At 67.5% G+C, this 17,259-nt stretch carries 20 protein-coding genes and 1 pseudogene; 4 read left to right on the plus strand and 17 right to left on the minus strand.

Going from position 1 to position 17,259, the window contains the following annotated elements; all coding sequences use genetic code 11:
* Position 1: 1 nt before the first annotated feature.
* From ACQKLX_RS00785 to ACQKLX_RS00825, 9 genes are all read right to left on the minus strand, one after another.
* Positions 2-355, minus strand: coding sequence for a DUF2849 domain-containing protein (locus ACQKLX_RS00785; RefSeq protein WP_427358604.1), 354 nt, complete (start codon positions 353-355; stop codon positions 2-4).
* 174 nt (positions 356-529) lie between these two features.
* Positions 530-985, minus strand: coding sequence for a hypothetical protein (locus ACQKLX_RS00790; RefSeq protein WP_427358606.1), 456 nt, complete (start codon positions 983-985; stop codon positions 530-532).
* 80 nt (positions 986-1,065) lie between these two features.
* A complete protein-coding gene (locus ACQKLX_RS00795; RefSeq protein ID WP_427358608.1) occupies positions 1,066-1,761 on the minus strand; it encodes a winged helix-turn-helix domain-containing protein in 696 nt (231 codons plus the stop codon).
* Entirely contained in the window at positions 1,758-4,490 is a 2,733-nt protein-coding gene (locus ACQKLX_RS00800) for a DUF4118 domain-containing protein (protein WP_427358610.1), read from the minus strand. The genes ACQKLX_RS00795 and ACQKLX_RS00800 overlap by 4 nt, the downstream gene beginning before the upstream one ends.
* Positions 4,491-4,495: 5 nt before the next feature.
* Positions 4,496-5,077, minus strand: a complete 582-nt coding sequence (gene kdpC, locus ACQKLX_RS00805) for a potassium-transporting ATPase subunit KdpC (RefSeq protein WP_427358611.1) — start codon at positions 5,075-5,077, stop codon at positions 4,496-4,498.
* Positions 5,078-5,100: 23 nt separating this feature from the next.
* Positions 5,101-7,137, minus strand: coding sequence for a potassium-transporting ATPase subunit KdpB (kdpB, locus tag ACQKLX_RS00810; protein WP_427358613.1), 2,037 nt, complete (start codon positions 7,135-7,137; stop codon positions 5,101-5,103).
* Positions 7,138-7,158: 21 nt separating this feature from the next.
* The gene (kdpA, locus tag ACQKLX_RS00815; protein ID WP_427358615.1) at positions 7,159-8,868 is read right to left on the minus strand and encodes a potassium-transporting ATPase subunit KdpA; all 1,710 of its coding nucleotides are present in this window, start codon (positions 8,866-8,868) and stop codon (positions 7,159-7,161) included.
* A 25-nt stretch (positions 8,869-8,893) separates the two neighbouring features.
* Positions 8,894-8,980, minus strand: a complete 87-nt coding sequence (gene kdpF, locus ACQKLX_RS00820) for a K(+)-transporting ATPase subunit F (protein ID WP_126116082.1) — start codon at positions 8,978-8,980, stop codon at positions 8,894-8,896.
* Between the two features lie 298 nt (positions 8,981-9,278).
* Positions 9,279-9,440 carry a hypothetical protein gene (locus ACQKLX_RS00825; RefSeq protein WP_427358617.1) on the minus strand — a complete coding sequence of 54 codons (162 nt, stop codon included), beginning with the start codon at positions 9,438-9,440 and terminating at the stop codon, positions 9,279-9,281.
* Between the two features lie 145 nt (positions 9,441-9,585).
* Here ACQKLX_RS00825 and ACQKLX_RS00830 point away from each other — a divergent pair, with 145 nt between their 5' ends.
* Positions 9,586-10,029 carry a GFA family protein gene (locus tag ACQKLX_RS00830; protein WP_427358619.1) on the plus strand — a complete coding sequence of 148 codons (444 nt, stop codon included), beginning with the start codon at positions 9,586-9,588 and terminating at the stop codon, positions 10,027-10,029.
* Position 10,030: 1 nt separating this feature from the next.
* On the opposite strand, the gene ACQKLX_RS00835 is transcribed toward ACQKLX_RS00830, so the two are convergent.
* Positions 10,031-10,459 (minus strand): acyl-CoA thioesterase, encoded by a 429-nt coding sequence (locus ACQKLX_RS00835; protein ID WP_427358620.1) that lies wholly within the window; start codon positions 10,457-10,459, stop codon positions 10,031-10,033.
* A gap of 113 nt (positions 10,460-10,572) precedes the next feature.
* Here ACQKLX_RS00835 and ACQKLX_RS00840 point away from each other — a divergent pair, with 113 nt between their 5' ends.
* On the plus strand, positions 10,573-10,983 hold the full coding sequence (locus ACQKLX_RS00840; protein ID WP_427358622.1) for a GNAT family N-acetyltransferase: 411 nt from the start codon (positions 10,573-10,575) through the stop codon (positions 10,981-10,983).
* Here the strand turns inward: ACQKLX_RS00840 and ACQKLX_RS00845 are convergent, their stop codons facing one another.
* Together ACQKLX_RS00845 and ACQKLX_RS00850 are read right to left on the minus strand one after the other, a co-directional pair.
* Positions 10,984-11,202, minus strand: coding sequence for a DUF2934 domain-containing protein (locus ACQKLX_RS00845; RefSeq protein WP_427358624.1), 219 nt, complete (start codon positions 11,200-11,202; stop codon positions 10,984-10,986). It lies immediately after the preceding gene.
* Positions 11,203-11,350: 148 nt separating this feature from the next.
* A pseudogene (locus ACQKLX_RS00850) lies at positions 11,351-11,542 on the minus strand (carboxymuconolactone decarboxylase family protein); the annotation flags it as partial.
* A 29-nt stretch (positions 11,543-11,571) separates the two neighbouring features.
* Here ACQKLX_RS00850 and ACQKLX_RS00855 point away from each other — a divergent pair.
* Entirely contained in the window at positions 11,572-11,730 is a 159-nt protein-coding gene (locus ACQKLX_RS00855; protein ID WP_427359255.1) for a carboxymuconolactone decarboxylase family protein, read from the plus strand.
* A 10-nt stretch (positions 11,731-11,740) separates the two neighbouring features.
* Positions 11,741-12,076 (plus strand): hypothetical protein, encoded by a 336-nt coding sequence (locus ACQKLX_RS00860; RefSeq protein WP_427358626.1) that lies wholly within the window; start codon positions 11,741-11,743, stop codon positions 12,074-12,076.
* 235 nt (positions 12,077-12,311) lie between these two features.
* On the opposite strand, the gene ACQKLX_RS00865 is transcribed toward ACQKLX_RS00860, so the two are convergent.
* The 5 genes from ACQKLX_RS00865 to tmk are packed head-to-tail and all read right to left on the minus strand — an operon-like array spanning position 12,312 to position 17,259.
* The gene (locus tag ACQKLX_RS00865) at positions 12,312-13,115 is read right to left on the minus strand and encodes an MBL fold metallo-hydrolase (RefSeq protein WP_427358628.1); all 804 of its coding nucleotides are present in this window, start codon (positions 13,113-13,115) and stop codon (positions 12,312-12,314) included.
* A gap of 15 nt (positions 13,116-13,130) precedes the next feature.
* Positions 13,131-13,931, minus strand: coding sequence for a TatD family hydrolase (locus ACQKLX_RS00870; protein WP_427358630.1), 801 nt, complete (start codon positions 13,929-13,931; stop codon positions 13,131-13,133).
* Positions 13,931-15,490, minus strand: a complete 1,560-nt coding sequence (gene metG, locus ACQKLX_RS00875) for a methionine--tRNA ligase (RefSeq protein WP_427358632.1) — start codon at positions 15,488-15,490, stop codon at positions 13,931-13,933. The genes ACQKLX_RS00870 and metG overlap by 1 nt, the downstream gene beginning before the upstream one ends.
* A 24-nt stretch (positions 15,491-15,514) precedes the next feature.
* Complete coding sequence (locus tag ACQKLX_RS00880; RefSeq protein WP_427358634.1) at positions 15,515-16,585, minus strand: DNA polymerase III subunit delta'; 1,071 nt, start codon at positions 16,583-16,585, stop codon at positions 15,515-15,517.
* A complete protein-coding gene (gene tmk / locus ACQKLX_RS00885) occupies positions 16,582-17,259 on the minus strand; it encodes a dTMP kinase (protein ID WP_427358635.1) in 678 nt (225 codons plus the stop codon). The genes ACQKLX_RS00880 and tmk overlap by 4 nt, the downstream gene beginning before the upstream one ends.

The raw sequence follows: 17,259 nt of genomic DNA on the forward strand, positions 1-17,259 counted from the left end.
GTCAGGCTCTCAGAAATGCTTGGGCCAGCGGCAATTCGGCCTGCTTGCCGAGGTCGCGCCGGATGCTGGGGCCGGTCGTCTTCATCCGCTCACGGTAATGGCGCGGCACCGGCACGCCGTCTTCGATCGCGACATCGACCAGATAGGCGTCGACGACATGCTGATTGCCGAGCTCGGCGGCAGCGAAGGCGTCGAGCCGGTCGGCGGTGGCATCGTCGTCGCCGACCAGCGCCGCGCTGGGATCGCGCGACCAATGCAGGCCGTTCGCATCGCCGGCCGCGAAGACGACATCGCCGTCGAGCAGGTCGTTGGCCAGCAGGATCACCGGCAGGGCAGGGCGCTTGGCGGCAGCCATGAATGATGCTCGCTACGTTCGCTATTACGAACGTTTTACATAAGGCACGGACCCTCAAGCATCAATTCACGTCAGGTAGTGTGATTTTTCTTATTCCCGTTCCAAAAGAGGAAATCTCTCTTCGGGGCAATTCGACCGCCCAAATCGGGGGAAGCATTTTCTCCGGCGGCAGCGTTAGCGCGGGCCGCAGGACTGGTTGAGCTTGCGTAAGGCGGGGCCGATTCCCTTGAGCGGGATCACGTCGTAGCCCTTCTTGATCCCTTCCTGGCGGATGCGCAGCGAGCGACCGGTTGGAAAGGCCGCGAACATCTCGCCGTCCGCGCCCAGGACCCGATAGGCATCTCCAAACGGTCCCGGTGTCTCCTGAAGCCGGAGCGAAAAATCGCGGCCATCGATGGCGAGGATGATCGGCCCTTCCGAAAGAATGCCGGGAATGTCGAGATAGAGGCCGAGCTGCTTGTCCGCCTCGCAGCGGATGAAGGCGCAGGACCAGGCGTCATCGGTCATCGTCGGGGAGCAGCCTTGGATCGCGCGCTTGCTCTCGCCGTTGAAGATGCTCGGCTTCCAGTCGGCGGCGGCTTCGCCCGTCGCGGAAAGACCAAGCAGCATGACCAGGATCAGAACCCGCATCGTCTCCTCGCCTGAAATCGCAGCCTGAACGGTAGGGGCCTGATCCTGCAGCGGCAAGACGACAGCGGAATGGCTGAGCCTCAGACGAGCCCGCCCAGCCGATAGCCCACGCCCGGCTCGGTCTCGATCAGCTTCGGCTCGGCCGGATCATCCTCCAGCTTCTGCCGGAGCTGGCCGACGAAGACGCGCAGGTATTGCACATCGTGCTCATGCGCCGGCCCCCAGACGGCGGTGAGTATCTGCTTGTGGGTCAGCACCCTGCCATTGCCCTGCGCCAGGCAGGCGAAGAGGTCGTATTCCTTGGGGGAGAGCTTCACCGCCGCGCCGCCCTTGCTGATCCGGCGATTGACGAGGTCGATCTCGACATCGCCGACCTGCAGGGCCGGTTCCGAGCCCTGGCGCTCCAGCCGATGGCGCAGCGCGACGCGGAGGCGCGCCAGCAATTCGCCGACGCCGAAGGGCTTTTCGACATAATCGTCGGCGCCGGCATCGAGCGCGTCGATCTTCTCGGTCTCGCGGTCGCGGGCGGAGAGGATGATCACCGGCCCGTCATAGAAGGCCCGCGCCTTGGCCAGCGCCTCCTTGCCGTCCATGTCGGGCAAGCCGAGATCGAGCACGACGGCGTCCGGCGGCTTTCGGGCGATCTCGCGCAGGCCGGTAGTGGCGTCGTCGGCGCGGATCGGCTCGTAGCCGGCAGCGTCGAGCGCCGGGCCGAGAAAGCGATGGATCTGCGGCTCGTCGTCGATGACGAGGATGCGCGGGCGAAAGGCGGTCATGGCTCGGAACTCTTGCTCTCTCCGCCCGCAGCGTCCTTGCGCAGGCTGATCAGGATGCGGGTGCCGCCCTTGCTGCCGTCCGGGCGGTCATGGATCGGGCTGGCGGCGGCGATGCGCCCGCCCATGGCTTCGACGAAGCCCTTGGCGATGGCGAGGCCGAGGCCGGCGCCCTTGCCGCGCTCGCCGCCTCGGTCGATCGATTCCTCCAACCGCCGGAACTTCTCGAAGACGCGCTCCAGCTCAGCGGTCGGGATGCCGCGGCCTTCGTCCTCGATCGAGATCACGACATTGCCGCGGTCCTCATAGGCGGCGGCCTCGATCAGCGCGCCGTCCTCGCTATAGGCGATGGCATTTTCGAGGATGTTGACCAGGACCTGCTCCAGCAGGCCGGCATCGGCCCGGACCAAGGAGAGTTCCGCCGGAAAGTCACGATGGACCCGGCGCTGGCCGAGTCGGCGTGAGATGCGCGAAAGCGCCGACGCGATCACGTCGCGGACATCGATCCAGTCGCGCCGCGCCACCAGCGCCCCGCCTTCGAGCCTGGTCATGTCGAGCAGGTCGCCGACATAGCGGTTCAGCCGCTCGGCCTCCTCGCGGATCGAGAGCAGGAGGTCGTCACGCACGGCGGGCTTCATGCCCTCGCCATAGTCGATCAGCGTCGTCACCGAGCCGAGCACGGTGGCGAGCGGGGTCCGCAGATCATGGCTGACCGAGTTGAGCAGAGCCGAGCGCAGGCGGTCGCTGCGACGCAGCGCCTCGGCATCGACCGCTGCGGCGGCGAGTTCGGCCCGCTCGATCGCGATGGCTCCCTGGTCGAGCAGCGCCATGGCAAAGCGCGCGTTCTCGGCGGTCGCCAGCGCCTTCGGCTCGAATCCGACCACGCCGGAACGGGCGCGAACGCCCTGCAATGGCCGGAAGGTCCAGGGGACATTCGGCAAGGTGCCGGTGCCGGCGCCGGCCGGCTCGCCGCGGTTCCAGGTCCAGCGCGCCGCCGTCATGTCGGCGGTCGAGAGCACTTCGAGTTCGGGCGCGCCGGCGGCGGGAGCGATCTCACCATCGACCGGCAGCAGCACCACGACCTTGCCGGAGGTCGCGGCCGAGACCTGCTCGGCCAGGATCGAGGCGACGTCCTCGCGCCGCGCCGCGGCGGAGAGACGACGGCTGGCAGCGAGGAGGGCAGTAATCGCCGAGGCGCGCCGTGCCGTCGCCCTGGCCTGGTCGCGAATACGCCCGGTCAGGCCGCCCGTCGTCAGCGCCACGGCGAAGAAGACCATGAAGGTCAGGACATCGCCGGGATGGCCGATCCAGAAGGAGAGGCGCGGCTCCAGAAAGAAGAAGTTGTAGGCGAAGGCGGCGAGCGCCGCCGCGGTCACCGCCGGCCAGAGCCCGAAGGCGAGGCCAGCGCCGAGCACGCTGACCAGGAACAGCATGGCGAGGTTGACGTTCTCGACCCGCTTGTCGATCAGCTCGGCGAGGCCGATCACGACCCCGACCATGGCGACCGCGCCGAGATGGGCGAGCCAGTTCAATCGGCCCCGTGACGTGCCTTGGATTGCAGGGCGTGCAGGCCCTGTCGTCACCTCGGTGATGATGTGCAGCGCCGCGCCGTTCTGCGCCTTCAGCAGTTCAGGAGCGAGGGAAGGGCGGAACCAGGCACGCCAGCCCTTCCGATGCGACTTGCCCACGACGATCTGGGTGACGTTGTTGCGGCGGGCATAGTCGAGCACCGCGCCGACGAGGTCGTCGCCATTCAGCACGACGCTGGCGCCGCCGAGCTGTTCTGCGAGCTTCAGCGCTTCCGCCAGATGGGCGCCACGGCCGGCATCCGGCTGCGCCCCGCTCGGCCGCTCGACATGGGCGACGATCCAGGGCGCATCCATCATCATGTCGGAGAGGCGTCGCCCGGCCCGGACCAGCGAGCCGGCCATGGCATCGGGCCCGATCAGCACCAGGATGCGCTCCCCCGCCGCCCAGGGCCCCTCGACGCCGGCGCGCTTCATCGCCTGGCTGAGCTGGTCGTCGACCGTTTGCGCCGCGCGCCGCAGCGCCAGTTCGCGCAGCGCCGTCAGGTTCTCCGGCTTGAAGAAGTTGCCGGCGGCCAGCCGCGCCGTCTCGGGGACATAGACCTTGCCTTCCTCCATGCGCTGACGCAGCTCGGTCGGCGTGATGTCGATCAGCTCGATCTCGTCGGCGCGGCTGAGCGCGCTGTCGGGCACCGTCTCGCGCTGGCGCACGCCGGTGATCTTCCAGACCACGTCGACCAGGCTTTCCAGATGCTGGACGTTCAGCGTGGTCCAGACGTCGATGCCAGCCTGCAGCAGCTCCTCGACGTCCTGCCAGCGCTTGGGGTGGCGGCTGCCGGGTGCGTTGGAATGGGCGTATTCGTCGACCAGCAACAGCCGTGGCTTCAGGGCGAGGGCCGCGTCGAGATCGAACTCCATCATCAGCCGGCCGCGATGCTCGAGCGGTCGGCGCGCCATCACCTCGAGCCCGTCGAGCAGTTCTTCCGTCTCGCGCCGACCATGCGTCTCGACGACGCCGACCAGCACCTCGCCATGCTCTGCCTGGGCGCGCCGGCCTTGCGTCAGCATCTCGTAGGTCTTGCCGACGCCTGGCGCCATGCCGAGAAAGATCTTCAGCCGGCCGCGCTTGCCGCGGCCGGCTGAAGCCAGCAGGGCGTCGGGGTCGGGCCGCCCTGCCTCGCGGAACTGGGATTCGTCTGTTGCCATCGAACCTAACGTTGGGCGCGCGGCCAGCGCGCGTCGAGTGCCAAATTCACGGCTAGCACGTTGACGCGCGGCTCGCCGAGCAGGCCGAAGGTCGAGCCCTCGGTATTGGCGGCGATCACCGCCTGGACCTCGGCCGCCGGGACCTTGCGGGCGGCGGCGATCCGCGGAGCCTGCCGCGCCGCATTGGCCGGCGAGACGTGCGGGTCGAGGCCTGAACCCGAGGTGGTGACGGCGTCGACCGGGATCGGCGCGTTGCTCTCGGCGCGCAAGGCCTCGGCATCGGTCTTGATGCGGGCGGCGAGGTCCTCGTTCAGCGGGCCGAGATTGGAGCCCGACGAGCCAGATGCGTCATAGCCGTCCTTGCCGGCCGCCGAAGGGCGAGGGCGCAGATAGGCTTCGTCCTTGAAGTTCTGTCCGATCCAGCGCGAACCGACGACCTCGCCGGTGGCGTTGCGGATCAGCGAGCCACCGGCCTGGGCCGGGAACAGCGCCTGCGCCAGCCCGGTGACTCCCAGCGGATAGGCGAGGCCGAGCAGGGCGGTGAAGAGGACCATCGAGACGATGGCGGGGCGAAGATTGGCGATCATGATACGGCTCTCCTGTCAGGCCGTCAGACGAGCTTGAGGGCGGCGAGGGCGAGATCGATCAGCTTGATGCCGATGAAGGGCGCGATGATCCCGCCGATGCCGTAGAGGGTGAGGTTGCGCGAGAGCAGCTTGGCCGCGCCGATCGCCCGGTAGCGCACGCCGCGCAAGGCGAGCGGGATCAGCGCGACGATCACCAGCGCGTTGAAGATCACCGCCGAGAGGATCGCGCTCTGCGGGCTCGCAAGGCCCATGATGTTGAGCGCGCCGAGCGCCGGCAGCGAGACGACGAAGAGCGCCGGAATGATGGCGAAATACTTCGCGACGTCGTTGGCGATCGAGAAGGTGGTGAGCGCGCCGCGGGTGATCAGCAACTGCTTGCCGACCTCGACGATCTCCAGGACTTTTGTCGGGTCGCTGTCGAGATCGACCATGTTGCCGGCCTCGCGCGCGGCCTGCGCGCCGGTCTGCATGGCGACGCCGACATCGGCCTGGGCGAGGGCAGGGGCGTCGTTGGCGCCATCGCCGCACATGGCAACGAGGCGGCCCTTGGCCTGCTCGGTGCGGATGATCCGCAGCTTGTCCTCGGGGGTCGCCTCGGCGAGGAAATCGTCGACGCCGGCTTCCGAGGCGATCGCCGCCGCGGTGACGGGGTTGTCGCCGGTGATCATCACCGTCCGTACGCCCATGCGGCGCAGATCGGCGAAGCGCTCCTTCACGCCAGGCTTCACGACATCCTTCAGGTGAATGACGCCGACCAGAGCGCCGTTCTCGCTGACGGCGAGCGGCGTGCCGCCCGAGCGGGCGATGCCGTCGACCGCCTGGCGCAATTCCGCCGGCACCTGACTTTCGCTAAGATCGAGCGTCTTGATGACGGCGTCGACGGCGCCCTTGCGCCAGGATTTGCCGTCATGGTCGAGGCCCGACTGGCGGGTGGTGGCGCTGAACGGGATCGTGGTCGCCCCCGCCGGAATCTCGGCGGTGACACCCTGATTGCGGGCGAGCTCGACGATCGAGCGGCCTTCCGGCGTCTCGTCGGCGAGCGAGGCCATCAGCGCGGCCCGCAGCGCCGCATCCGGACGCACGCCCGGAACCGGGATCACCTCGACTGCCATGCGGTTGCCGAAGGTGATGGTGCCGGTCTTGTCGAGCAGCAGCGTATCGACGTCGCCGGCGGCCTCGACCGCCCGGCCCGAGGTCGCGAGCACATTGACCTTCAGCAGCCGGTCCATGCCGGCGATGCCGACGGCGCTGAGCAGGCCGCCGATCGTCGTCGGGATCAGCGTGACGAAGAGCGCACCCAGCACCATCGGGTCGAGCGAGACGCCGGAGAAGGCGCCGAGCCCGGTCAGGGTGACGACCGCGATCAGGAAGACCAGGGTGAGGCCGGCGAGCAGCACGGCGAGCGCCAGCTCATTCGGAGTCTTGCGCCGGTCAGCACCCTCGACCATCGCGATCATGCGATCGAGGAAGGACGAGCCCGGACGCGAGGTCACGCGGACCTTGATCCAGTCGGAGACGACGGTGGTGCCGCCGGTGACGGCCGAGCGGTCGCCACCGCTCTCGCGGATCACCGGGGCGGATTCACCGGTGATCGCAGCTTCGTTGACCGAGGCGACGCCCTCGATGATCTCGCCATCGGCCGGGATGACGTCGCCGGCCTCGACCAGGACGACATCGCCCGGCGCGAGCTCGTGAGCCGGCGTCGGGATCATCGCATTGCGCTCGGCATCGATGATCAGCTTGGCCTTGGTGGTGACGCGGGTGGCGCGCAGCGAATCCGCTGCCGCCTTGCCGCGCCCCTCGGCGATCGCCTCGGCGAAATTGGCGAAGACCACGGTGAGCCAGAGCCAGATCGCGATCTGGATCGGGAAGGCGGCGGCCTGACCGTTGGCGATGGCGACGATCGCCGAGACGGTGGCGAGCGCGGCGACGACCTCCGTGGCGAGGATGACCGGGTTGCCGGCTAGCTCGCGCGGGTCGAGCTTGTTGAAAGCGCTCTTCAGGGCCGTCAGGACGACGGCCTGGTTGAAGGCGCTGGACTTGGCGAGTGAGACACTCATCGAAAGAGTTCCTTTGTCGGCTCAGCGAACAGCCGCAAGCACCTGGAAGTGCTCGACGATCGGCCCGAGCGCGAGCGCGGGGAAGAATTGCAGGCCGCCCAGGATCAGGACGATGCCGATGAGCAGGCCGACGAAAAGCAGGCTATCGCTTGGCAGGGTGCCGGCGGTCGGCGCGAGCTTCGGTTTGGCAGCGATGGCGCCTGCAATCGCGAGGACCGGGATCGCATAGGCAAAGCGGCCGAGCAGCATGGCGATGCCGAGCGTGGTGTTCCACCAGGGCGCATTGGCTGTCAGGCCGGCGAAAGCCGAGCCGTTGTTACCCGCCGCCGAGGAATAGGCATAGAGGATCTCGGACAGGCCACGCGGCCCCTTGTTCAGCAAGCCCTCCAGCGCGACCGGCAGCACCGCGGCGACGGCAGAGAAGCCGAGGATGGCGAGCGGCAGGATCAGCACCGCCAGCATGGCGAACTTGATCTCGCGGCTCTCGACCTTCTTGCCGAGATATTCCGGCGTGCGCCCGACCATAAGACCAGCGACGAAGACCGCGAGCAGCGCCATCACCACCATGCCGTAGAGGCCTGAGCCGACGCCGCCGGGCAGGATTTCTCCGAGCTGGATCAGGAACATGGCGACGCCACCGCCAAGCGGCATGAACGAGCCGTGCATGGAATTGACCGAGCCGTTCGAGGCGCCTGTGGTCTGCGCGGCCCAGACGGAGGAGGCAGCGGCACCGAAGCGTACTTCCTTGCCCTCCATATTGGCAGGCGCATCGGTGATGCCGGCGGCGACCATCGCGGGCTGCGGCGTCAACGTCTCGGAGGAATAGATCGCGGCGGCGCCGAGGCCGACCAGGATCACCATCGCGGCGAGCAGGGCGCGCGCCTCCTTGCGGGCTCCCGCGACGCGGCCGAAGGCGATGACCGTGCCGAAGGCGAGGGCGTTCAGCGAGACGACTTCGATCAGATTGGTCAGCGGCGTCGGGTTCTCGAGCGGATGAGCCGAGTTAACGTTGAACAAGCCGCCGCCATTGGTGCCCCATTGCTTGATCGCCTCCTGGCTGGCGACCGGGAAGAGGGCGATGATCTGATCAGCGCCTTCCAGCGTCTTGGCGGTGACGTTGGCGAGCAGGCTCTGCGGCACGCCGGCCGCGACGAGCGCGAGCGCGGTGACGATCGACACCGGCAGCAGCACGTAGAGGACGGAGCGGGTCAGGTCGACCCAGAAGTTGCCGAGCGTCTCGCCGCGATCGGCAGCGAAAGCGCGCGCCACCGCGGCCGCGACGGCAAGGCCGGCGCCGGCCGAGACGAAGTTCTGCACGGTCAGGCCCGCCATCTGGCTGAGGCTGCTCAGCGTCGTCTCGCCGCCATAGGACTGCCAGTTCGTGTTGGTGACGAAGCTGACCGCCGTATTGAAGGCGAGATGCGGCGAGACGCCGTCGAAGCCCTGCGGGTTCAACGGCAGCACATTCTGCAAACGCAGCAGGCCGTAGAGCAGCACCAATCCCGCGGCGCTGAAGGCGAGGAAGGCGCCGGCATAGCCGAGCCAGTTCTGCCCCTTGTTCCGGTCGATGCCGAGCGCGGCGTAAAAGCCGGCCTCGACCGGTTTCAGCACCAGATCGAGCGGCGTTGTCTCGCGCGCCCAGACGCGCGCCATATAGATGCCGAGCGGCCAGCCCATGGCTACCGTCAGCGCGATCGTGAAGACGATCTCAGCCCAGCCCCGCCAATCCATGCGAGGTCTCCTTTTTGTCGTTGTGTCAGAAGCGGTCGGGGCGCAGCAGCGCGGCGACCATGTAGATCGCGAGCCCGAGGGCCGCGGCGGCATAGAGCAAGGTCAGGCCCATGGCGTCAGACCTTGCGCAGCAGCGCTGCGTACCAGCCGAAGAGCGCGAAGGCCCCGGCTCCGAGCGCGAGAAAGACGATATCGGCCATGATGGATCTCCAGCCTAGGTTAGGCCGGAGATGTGGTGCCGCACCTGCTAAGGGGTCGAGCCGGAAGGGCAGGCGGGGGCATAAACGATGCATAAAGATGCAAAGCAGCCCAAGGCGCCGACATTCGAACTGCGATCAGCGTCCGCTACTCGAAGCCATAGACAGCCTCGGCGAGTGTCGACAGACATGGAAGGGATTGCGGGAAGGGCGTCAGCTCGCCGCTTCCAGGCCAACTATAGCGAGGAAGCCCGATACCGCGAGGCTCGCCCAGAATATCTCGTTGACGACGCCTTGGAGGGGCACTGCCCCCATGGTCACGCCGGACAGGCCGCCGGCCAGGAACAGCGCCGACGCCGCAACAAGGCTGTTCATGATGTCCTCCCGCATTTTGGCTTCGAACGCGGCGGGAGCGATTCCGTTCCCCCGATTCGACCCGACATCAAATCACTTGTTTTGATCGGACCATCGCACATCCATAGTTGCGGTGATGTGACAAGCGCGAAGAGGAGAAACCGGCATGACGCATCGCTTGAATGGCGCCTGTCATTGCGGCGCGATCGGGCTCGAATTGACGCTGCCGCGGCCGCCCGAGGAGGAGGTGGTCGGCGCCTGCCAGTGCTCCTTCTGCCGCAAGCACAATGCCCGGACGGTCTCCGATCCCAAGGCACTGGCACGCCTCATGGTGCATGAGTCGGCCGAACTCCAGCGCTACCGTTTCGGGCTCTCGGCCTCGCAGGTCGTGCTCTGCCGCCGCTGCGGCGTCTATCTCGCCATGCTGATGGTCGAGGAGGGCAAGGCCTGGACCACGATCAATATCGACGCGCTCGACGAACGCGCCCGTTTCACCAGGCCGGCTGAGGCGCGGGATTTCAGCGGTGAGGCGCTGGAAGGCAGACTGGAACGCAGGAAGGCGCGCTGGACGCCGACCGAGCTGGTCGGCTGGCCAGAGGAGGGCGGCTAGATCAGGTCACCGGTGCAGCCAGCTGCGTCAGCCGCTCCCGCACTGCATCGGAGAACGGCCGCGCCTTGCGCGTCGCCTCGTCCATCTGGACGATCACCGAAATCCCGCTGGCGACGCAGCGTTCGCCCTGGAAGATCGCCTGTTCGAGTCGGACCGAGCTGCGGCCGATCGAAGCGATGCGCGTGCCGATCTCGACCTCGCCGGGCCAGAGCAGCTCGGCCCGGAAATCCAGCTCCAGCCGGGCGAGGACGAAGGCCGTCCCCGGCTCGGCCAGCTGAACGGTTTGGCCATAGATCAGCTCGACGCGCCCGGTTTCCAGGAAGGTCGAGAACACCGCATTGTTGACGTGGCCCTGGCGATCGGTGTCGCCATAGCGGAGCTTGTCCTTGGCCCGCAGCGGAAAATCGATGATGGCGAGATCGTCCGACATGGCAGGCCCCATTCTATGACGGAGCCTTCAAACGCGATCGGCGGGCGCGAGGCAAGCGTCTGCGGCGATCGAACGGGCGAGGGCGCTCAAGCCAGCACGTCGCCGTAATCGGGATGGCGGCGTGTCGCAGCGACGGCGACCGCATCGTCGTGACCCATACCGAAGTACCGCCGGCCTTCAACGGGCGCGGCCTCGGCTCGCAGCTGGCCGAAGGCATCTTCGAGATTGCGCGCGCCAGCGGGCGGCGTGTCGTGCCGCGCTGCTCCTTCGTCGCCGCCTGGGCACGTGGCGAAGGCCTGTCCGCCAGGGAAGTCGAGCTCGAAGCGCCCACTCTCGGGCCGCTCGACGACCATGGCCCGGCCGGCTCCCATATGCTGCGTCATCGCTCGTCTCCACAGGCGCCGGGTGGCAGGGATGGCGCTGCTTCGAGCCCAATATGGAAGCACAGCAGCCGCTCGTCTGCGGCTGCAATCATGCCGATCGGGAATGGCAGGGCTGCGGCGAACAGCCCTGCGGTATTGTGATCAGGACAGCCACTCCTGCTCGCGCCGGCGGGCACGCTCGCCCTTGAGCTCGTCCTCGGCACCGTGATCGACGATCTCCTCGCTGCGGTTGCGGAAAGTCCAGATCGCCTTCGCCGCTTCCCAATGCTCGTGGTCGCGGCCTTCCGGCTGTCCTTCCTCCATCCAGAGCGCATAGGCGATCTTGCGGATCTCGCGCTCGGCCTTGCCAGTATGACTCATCTTGTCCTCCTGGTTCCGTTGCGGTCGACGAGGAAACGACGAAACGCCAGCCGGCGTTCCGCGCCTCCCGATCAATCTGTCACGGCAATGTGGCGCTCGCATGAGCCCATCGGAGGCAGGCGGCGGCTCCTTTCGGGGAAGAGCGATCCTACTCCGCCGCAGCGGGGGCGGGGGCTGTCATCTGCTCGAAGCAATCGAGCGTCCGCGCCGAATAGACCAGCGCTGCGCCGGCGTTCATCGCGATCGCGACCCCGAGCGCCTCGGCGATCTCCTCGCGGCTGACGCCCACCTTGATGGCCGCATCGACATGGGAGGTGATGCAGCCGTCGCAGCGCGTGGTGGCTGGACTGGACTACTTATCGCGCCGAGCTGAAGGGCCGCGTCGGCGATTTCGGCAAGGCCGCGCCGGAAGCGCTTCGCGGCTATGCCGCGCTTGCCGGCGGGGCTGCGAAGACCACGCATCTCGACGCCCGCACGCGCGAGCTGATCTCGCTCGCCGTCGCCGTATCGGGATGCCCTCCGTCCTAAAGTCGGCCTGATGATCGGCCGACGCCAGTTGTCGGGCAGAGGTCGTGCTCACGCCAGCCCGATCGGAGGCGATGGTCGCCGCAGGCTTGAAGAATGCGCGCATCGCCCCAAATCCCGGTCAAAGGGCACCATCGGCTCAACGGAGCTCACCATGGACCATGAGAAGTTGAAGCAATTCCGCAGGCGATCGATCGAGAAGGCGCTACGCGCCGGGCTCCCGGCTTATTTCCTCGACGAATGCGACGATGACGGCGTGATCCGGGTCAAGCCCAACGGCGCGGCCGAACGGATCGTCGTTCAGCAGGGCCAGGTGCAGGTCCAACCGTTCGAATGCCGGGCCTGCTGATCGGCGAAGGCCCCGCCGGCAAAGGCGGGGCCTTTCTCTTGGCAAACGCAAGGGCAAGAGGCGCGCTGATGGGCGGCATATTCCGTTGTTCGGAAGCCGTGCAGTGAACCGTCGAACGGCCGGAGGGAGCATGACATGGAGATCAATTTGATTCGCATAAGACATATTATGGAACTTAAATAGATGCTCGGAAGCGCCTCGAGCAGAACGCACTGTCAAAACACCGACTGAGGTTTCACCCCTCGATCGTCAGCTGCATCCCATCGAAGGCCGGTTCAATGTTGTCCGGCAAGCGCTTGGCCAGGCTGGCATAATCGAGATCGACATGGAGGTTGGTCAGGATCGCGCGGCGCGGTTTCAGCTGCGCGATCGCCTCCAGCGACTGCTCCAGATTGAAGTGGCTGGGATGCGGCGATTCACGCAGGCAGTCGAGGACGAGCATGTCGAGCCCGCTCATCGCCGGCAGTGACTCCGGCGGGATCGCACTGACATCCGGGGCATAGCCGAGCGAGCCGAAGCGGAAACCGAGCGCGTCATAGTTCGGGCCGTGCTCGAGCCGGAACGGTAGCGTCTCGATCGGTCCGCCAGCGCCGTTGATCGTGAGCGGTTCGCCGGCCGCGAGCGATACGAGATCGAGGATCGGCGGATAGAGGCTGCCGGGCGGCGTCTCGAACAGATAACCGAAGCGCTGGCGCAGCGTCGCGCCGGTCACGGCATCGGCATGGACCGGGATGCGCTTGCGCATGTGCAGGACGAGCGCGCGCAGGTCGTCGATGCCGTGGGTGTGGTCGGCATGGTCATGGCTGAACAGTGTCGCATCGAGCCGGTCGATCTCGGCCGAAAGCAACTGCTCGCGCAAATCCGGCGTGGTGTCGATCAGCACGCTCGTCGTGCCGCCCGGGCCTTGGCGCTCGACCAGGATCGAGCAGCGCCGGCGCCGGTTCTTCGGTTCGGCCGGATCGCAGGCACCCCAGCCGGAGCCCGGCCGCGGCACGCCGCCAGATGAGCCGCAGCCGAGAATGGTGACGGTCAGGCTCATGCGGCGACGCAGGCCTCAGGCCACCCGCGCCACGGGCGCGGCGTGGTCCATCTTCCAGTAGCAGCGCCTGGCGTTCTCCGTCGTGATCCTGGCGATCTCGTCGAAGGACACACCCTTGACCTCGGCCAGAACCTTCGCAGTCTCAACGACATAGGACGGTTCGTTGCGCTTGCCGCGATATGGCGTGGGAGCGAGGTAGGGCGCGTCGGTCTCGACCAGCAGATGCTCCGGCGGGATGTCACGGGCGATATCCCGGAGCGCCTGCGACGTCTTGAAGGTCAGGATGCCGGAGAAGGAGACGTAGAGCCCGAGCTCGACGCCGGTGCGGGCTAGCATCTCGCCGGCGGTGAAGCAGTGCAGGATGGCGGGGAAAGCGCCCTTCCCCATTTCCTCGCGCAGGATCGCCGCCATGTCCTCGTCCGCCTCGCGCGAGTGGATCACCAGCGGCAACTGGGTCTCGCGGGCGGCAGCGATATGGGTGCGCAGGCCCTGCTCCTGCGCCTCGCGCGGGCTCTTGTCGTAGTGATAGTCGAGCCCGGCTTCACCGATGGCGACGCATCGCGGATGGCGCGACAATTCGACCAGCTGCTCCGCGGTGACGTCGAGCTCCTCATGAGCGCCGTGCGGATGTGTCCCGACCGAGCACCAGACCGACGGGAAGCGCTCGGCCAGCGCCGCATAGGCGTCAAAACGCGCGACGCGGGTCGAGATCGTCACCATCCGGCCGACGCCGGCCGCTTCGGCGCGGCCGACATAAGACGCGATATCCTCGGCGAAATCCGAGAAATCGAGATGGCAATGCGTATCGATCAGCATCAGGCGGTCTCGCTGCCTTCCGGCTCCACATAGCGCGGGAAGACCGCGCTCGGCGCCGGCAGGGCGGTGCCCGAGGTCAGGCGGCCGACCTCGCCGAGCGCGGCGAAGTTGCGCGCTTCGGCCGGAACCGCCAGCAAATCGAGCAGCTTGGCCATGGCCTGCGGCATCACCGGTTGGGTGAGGATCGCGACCTGCCGGATCGTCTCGATCGTGACGTAGAGCACGGTATCGCGCCGGGCCGGGTCGCTCTTGGAGAGCTTCCACGGCTCGTTGTTGGCGAAATAGCGATTGGCCTCCGCAACCACGGCCCAGATGTCCGCCAACACGACGTGCAGGGCGAAATCCTGCATGGCGGCGCGCGTCTTCGCCAGAAGCCCATCGGCCTGCGCCAGCATGGCGCGATCGCCTTCCGTCAGCGTGCCAGCCGGCGGCACCTTGCCCTCGCAGTTCTTGGCGATCATCGACAGCGAGCGCTGCGCCAGATTGCCGAGATCATTGGCGAGGTCGGCGTTGATGCGGCCGACGATCGCCTCGTGGCTATAGTTGCCGTCCTGGCCGAAGGAGACCTCGCGCAGGAAGAAATAGCGCAGCTGGTCGACGCCGTAGATATCGGCGAGCGCGAACGGGTCGACGACATTGCCGACCGATTTCGACATCTTGGCGCCCTTGTTCAGCAGGAAGCCGTGGCCGAAGACGCGCTTCGGCAGCGGCAAGCCCGCCGACATCAGGAAGGCCGGCCAGTAGACCGTGTGGAAGCGCACGATGTCCTTGCCGATGATGTGGACATCGGCTGGCCAGTAGTGCCAGCACGGGTTGCTTTCGTCCGGGAAGCCGCAGCCGGTGACGTAGTTGTTGAGCGCGTCGACCCAGACATACATTACATGCTTCGGATCGCCCGGAACCGGCAGGCCCCAGTCGAAGGTGGTGCGGCTGATCGAGAGATCCTCCAGGCCACCCTGGACGAAGGAGACGATCTCGTTGCGGCGCGTCTCCGGCGAGACGAAGTCCGGCACGTCTCGATAGAGCGCGAGCAGCTTGTCCTGATAGGCCTTGAGGCGGAAGAAATAGCTCTCCTCCTCGACCCATTCGACCGGCGTGCCCTGCCCGCCCAGGCGCGTGCCGTCAGGCTGGAGGGTGGTCTCCTCCTCGCCATAGAAGGCCTCGTCCCGGACCGAATACCAGCCGGAGTACTTGGCGAGATAGATGTCGCCATTGGCCTCCATCCGGCGCCAGAGCTCCTGCGTCGAGGGCAGGTGGTCGGCGTCGGTGGTGCGGATGAAGCGGTCGAAGGAGCAGCCGAGCCGCTGCTCCATCTCCTCAAAGCGCATGGCGATGCCGTCGACGAAGTCCTTCGGCGAGAGCCCGTTCTGCGCGGCGGTGCGCTGCACCTTCTGGCCATGCTCGTCGGTGCCGGTCATGGCGAAGACGTCGTAGCCGTCGAGGCGCTTGAAGCGGGCGATCGCGTCCGCCGACACCATCTCATAGGCGTGGCCGATATGCGGCGGGCCGTTGGTGTAGTGGATCGCGGTCGTCAGATAGAACTTCGGGGCCGAGGCCATGGTCTGTCCGGGTTCGTGTCGTTGTCAGGCCGCGCGCGAACGGGAAACCGCCTCCGACAGATCGTGAAACAGCGACATGACGAGGGGGCGGCGATCGAGATTATAGGTTTCGACCTCGTTCGCGGCGCGTGCAAGTCTCTCCCATACCTCCGCGAGGGGCGCAAGCCGGGCGGGCCCGGCGGCGGCATGCGCATGGAGATGGGCGCCGAGCCAGCCCTGCACCGTCTCGATCATGACGGCGAAATCGGCTTCGCCCGCCCTGCCCGCGACATCCTCGCCGAGCGCCAGCAGTGCGGTGAGATCGACGGAGGGCAAGGCGTCGAGCCGCGCCCGCACCGCCTCGACCAGCGCCAGCGTCTCCGGATCGACATAGGTCAGCGCCCGCTTGACCGAGCCTTCTGACAAGGCTGCGGCACGCCCGAGCGCCGAGGTGTCATAAGGCAGGCGCATGCGCTCCAGCGCGATCGCGCCGGCCTGCGCGACATCGCTTTCGCCGAGTGGCTCGAAGGAGAGCAGCCGGCAGCGCGACCGGATCGTCGGCAGCACGCGGCCGGGCGCATGCGCGACGATCAGGAAGAGGCAGCGCGGCGGCGGCTCCTCCAGCAGCTTCAGCAGGGCGTTGGCGCCCGGCCGGTCGAGATCCTCGGTGGAATCGACGATGGCGACGCGCCAGCCGCCCTCGCCTGCGCTGGAGCCGAAGCGGTCGATGATCCGGCGCACCAGATCGACCGGGATATTGCTGGTGAAGCTCTTGCCGTCCGGCTTGGCGATGCGCCGCAGGAGGTGGAGGTCGGGATGCGACTGCGCCGCGATCTTGCGGGTGGCGCCGTCCGTCTCCGGCATGGCGAGGTCTCGGGCGGCTTCCGCCCGGCGCAGCGGATCGCCCTCAGCGAGCATGAAACGGGCGGCGCGATAGGCGAAGCTCGCCTTGCCGACGCCCTCCGGGCCACCGAGCAGCCAGGCATGGTGCATGCGGCCGGAGCGCAGCGCCGTCAGGAGGGCGTCCTCCTGGCGCTGATGGCCGATCAGCGCCAGCGTCTCGCGCGGATGCGGGGCGTTCGGCAGGCGGTCGGGTTCGTTGCTCGATTCGATCATGCCGGCGCAATCTGCGGCAAGGGCAGCCGGCTGGAAAGCGCTTCCCAGGCGGTATCGGCCAGCGTCTCCGGCGGGAGGCTGGCGTCGAGCACGACGCAACGCTGCGGCTCGTTGGCGGCGATATCGAGAAAGCCCTGGCGCAGGCGACGGTGGAAGCTGATCGTTTCGCTCTCGAAACGGTCTGTCGCCTCGCCCGGCTGGCGACGGCGTGCTGCGCGGGCAAGGCCGGTCTCGGGCGCGAGGTCGAGGATGAAGGTCAGCTCCGGCATCAGGCCGGCGATCGCGACGGCTTCAAGGGCCGCGAGCTTGTCCATGGCGATCTCGCCGAGCGTGCCCTGGTAGACGCGGGTCGAATCGATGAAGCGGTCGCAGATCACCCAGGCGCCACGCTTGAGCGCCGGCCTGATCCGGCTGTCGACATGGTCGATGCGGGCGGCCTGGAACATCAGCGCCTCGGCGAAGGCGCCATAGGGCTTGATCCGCCCAGTGAGCAGGGCCTCGCGGATGCGCTCGGCCTTGGGCGAGCCGCCGGGCTCGCGCGTCAGATCGACGGTGAGGCCATGCGCCTCCAGCCGGGCCGCGAGCGCCTTGGCGAGGGTCGACTTGCCGGCCCCCTCCCCGCCTTCGAGCGTGATGAAATGCCCCGGTGCGGGCCGCGCCTTCGCTCTGGCCAC

It is taken from the genome of Allobosea sp. NPDC003192 (assembly GCF_050275675.1).
Classification (GTDB): domain Bacteria; phylum Pseudomonadota; class Alphaproteobacteria; order Rhizobiales; family Beijerinckiaceae; genus Allobosea.

What these genes read in the sequence shown, in the direction of transcription:
- ACQKLX_RS00865 (WP_427358628.1), bottom strand. Translation starts at nt 13,115, where the DNA reads ATGAGCCTGACCGTCACCATTCTCGGCTGCGGCTCATCTGGCGGCGTG.
- ACQKLX_RS00795 (WP_427358608.1), bottom strand. Translation starts at nt 1,761, where the DNA reads ATGACCGCCTTTCGCCCGCGCATCCTCGTCATCGACGACGAGCCGCAG.
- ACQKLX_RS00835 (WP_427358620.1), bottom strand. Translation starts at nt 10,459, where the DNA reads ATGTCGGACGATCTCGCCATCATCGATTTTCCGCTGCGGGCCAAGGAC.
- ACQKLX_RS00800 (WP_427358610.1), bottom strand. Translation starts at nt 4,490, where the DNA reads ATGGCAACAGACGAATCCCAGTTCCGCGAGGCAGGGCGGCCCGACCCC.
- ACQKLX_RS00785 (WP_427358604.1), bottom strand. Translation starts at nt 355, where the DNA reads ATGGCTGCCGCCAAGCGCCCTGCCCTGCCGGTGATCCTGCTGGCCAAC.
- kdpF (WP_126116082.1), bottom strand. Translation starts at nt 8,980, where the DNA reads ATGGGCCTGACCTTGCTCTATGCCGCCGCGGCCCTCGGGCTCGCGATC.
- ACQKLX_RS00825 (WP_427358617.1), bottom strand. Translation starts at nt 9,440, where the DNA reads ATGAACAGCCTTGTTGCGGCGTCGGCGCTGTTCCTGGCCGGCGGCCTG.
- ACQKLX_RS00830 (WP_427358619.1), top strand. Translation starts at nt 9,586, where the DNA reads ATGACGCATCGCTTGAATGGCGCCTGTCATTGCGGCGCGATCGGGCTC.
- metG (WP_427358632.1), bottom strand. Translation starts at nt 15,490, where the DNA reads ATGGCCTCGGCCCCGAAGTTCTATCTGACGACCGCGATCCACTACACC.
- ACQKLX_RS00860 (WP_427358626.1), top strand. Translation starts at nt 11,741, where the DNA reads ATGATCGGCCGACGCCAGTTGTCGGGCAGAGGTCGTGCTCACGCCAGC.
- kdpB (WP_427358613.1), bottom strand. Translation starts at nt 7,137, where the DNA reads ATGAGTGTCTCACTCGCCAAGTCCAGCGCCTTCAACCAGGCCGTCGTC.
- ACQKLX_RS00845 (WP_427358624.1), bottom strand. Translation starts at nt 11,202, where the DNA reads ATGAGTCATACTGGCAAGGCCGAGCGCGAGATCCGCAAGATCGCCTAT.
- ACQKLX_RS00840 (WP_427358622.1), top strand. Translation starts at nt 10,573, where the DNA reads ATGGCGGCGTGTCGCAGCGACGGCGACCGCATCGTCGTGACCCATACC.
- kdpC (WP_427358611.1), bottom strand. Translation starts at nt 5,077, where the DNA reads ATGATCGCCAATCTTCGCCCCGCCATCGTCTCGATGGTCCTCTTCACC.
- ACQKLX_RS00870 (WP_427358630.1), bottom strand. Translation starts at nt 13,931, where the DNA reads ATGCTGATCGATACGCATTGCCATCTCGATTTCTCGGATTTCGCCGAG.
- ACQKLX_RS00880 (WP_427358634.1), bottom strand. Translation starts at nt 16,585, where the DNA reads ATGATCGAATCGAGCAACGAACCCGACCGCCTGCCGAACGCCCCGCAT.
- ACQKLX_RS00790 (WP_427358606.1), bottom strand. Translation starts at nt 985, where the DNA reads ATGCGGGTTCTGATCCTGGTCATGCTGCTTGGTCTTTCCGCGACGGGC.
- kdpA (WP_427358615.1), bottom strand. Translation starts at nt 8,868, where the DNA reads ATGGATTGGCGGGGCTGGGCTGAGATCGTCTTCACGATCGCGCTGACG.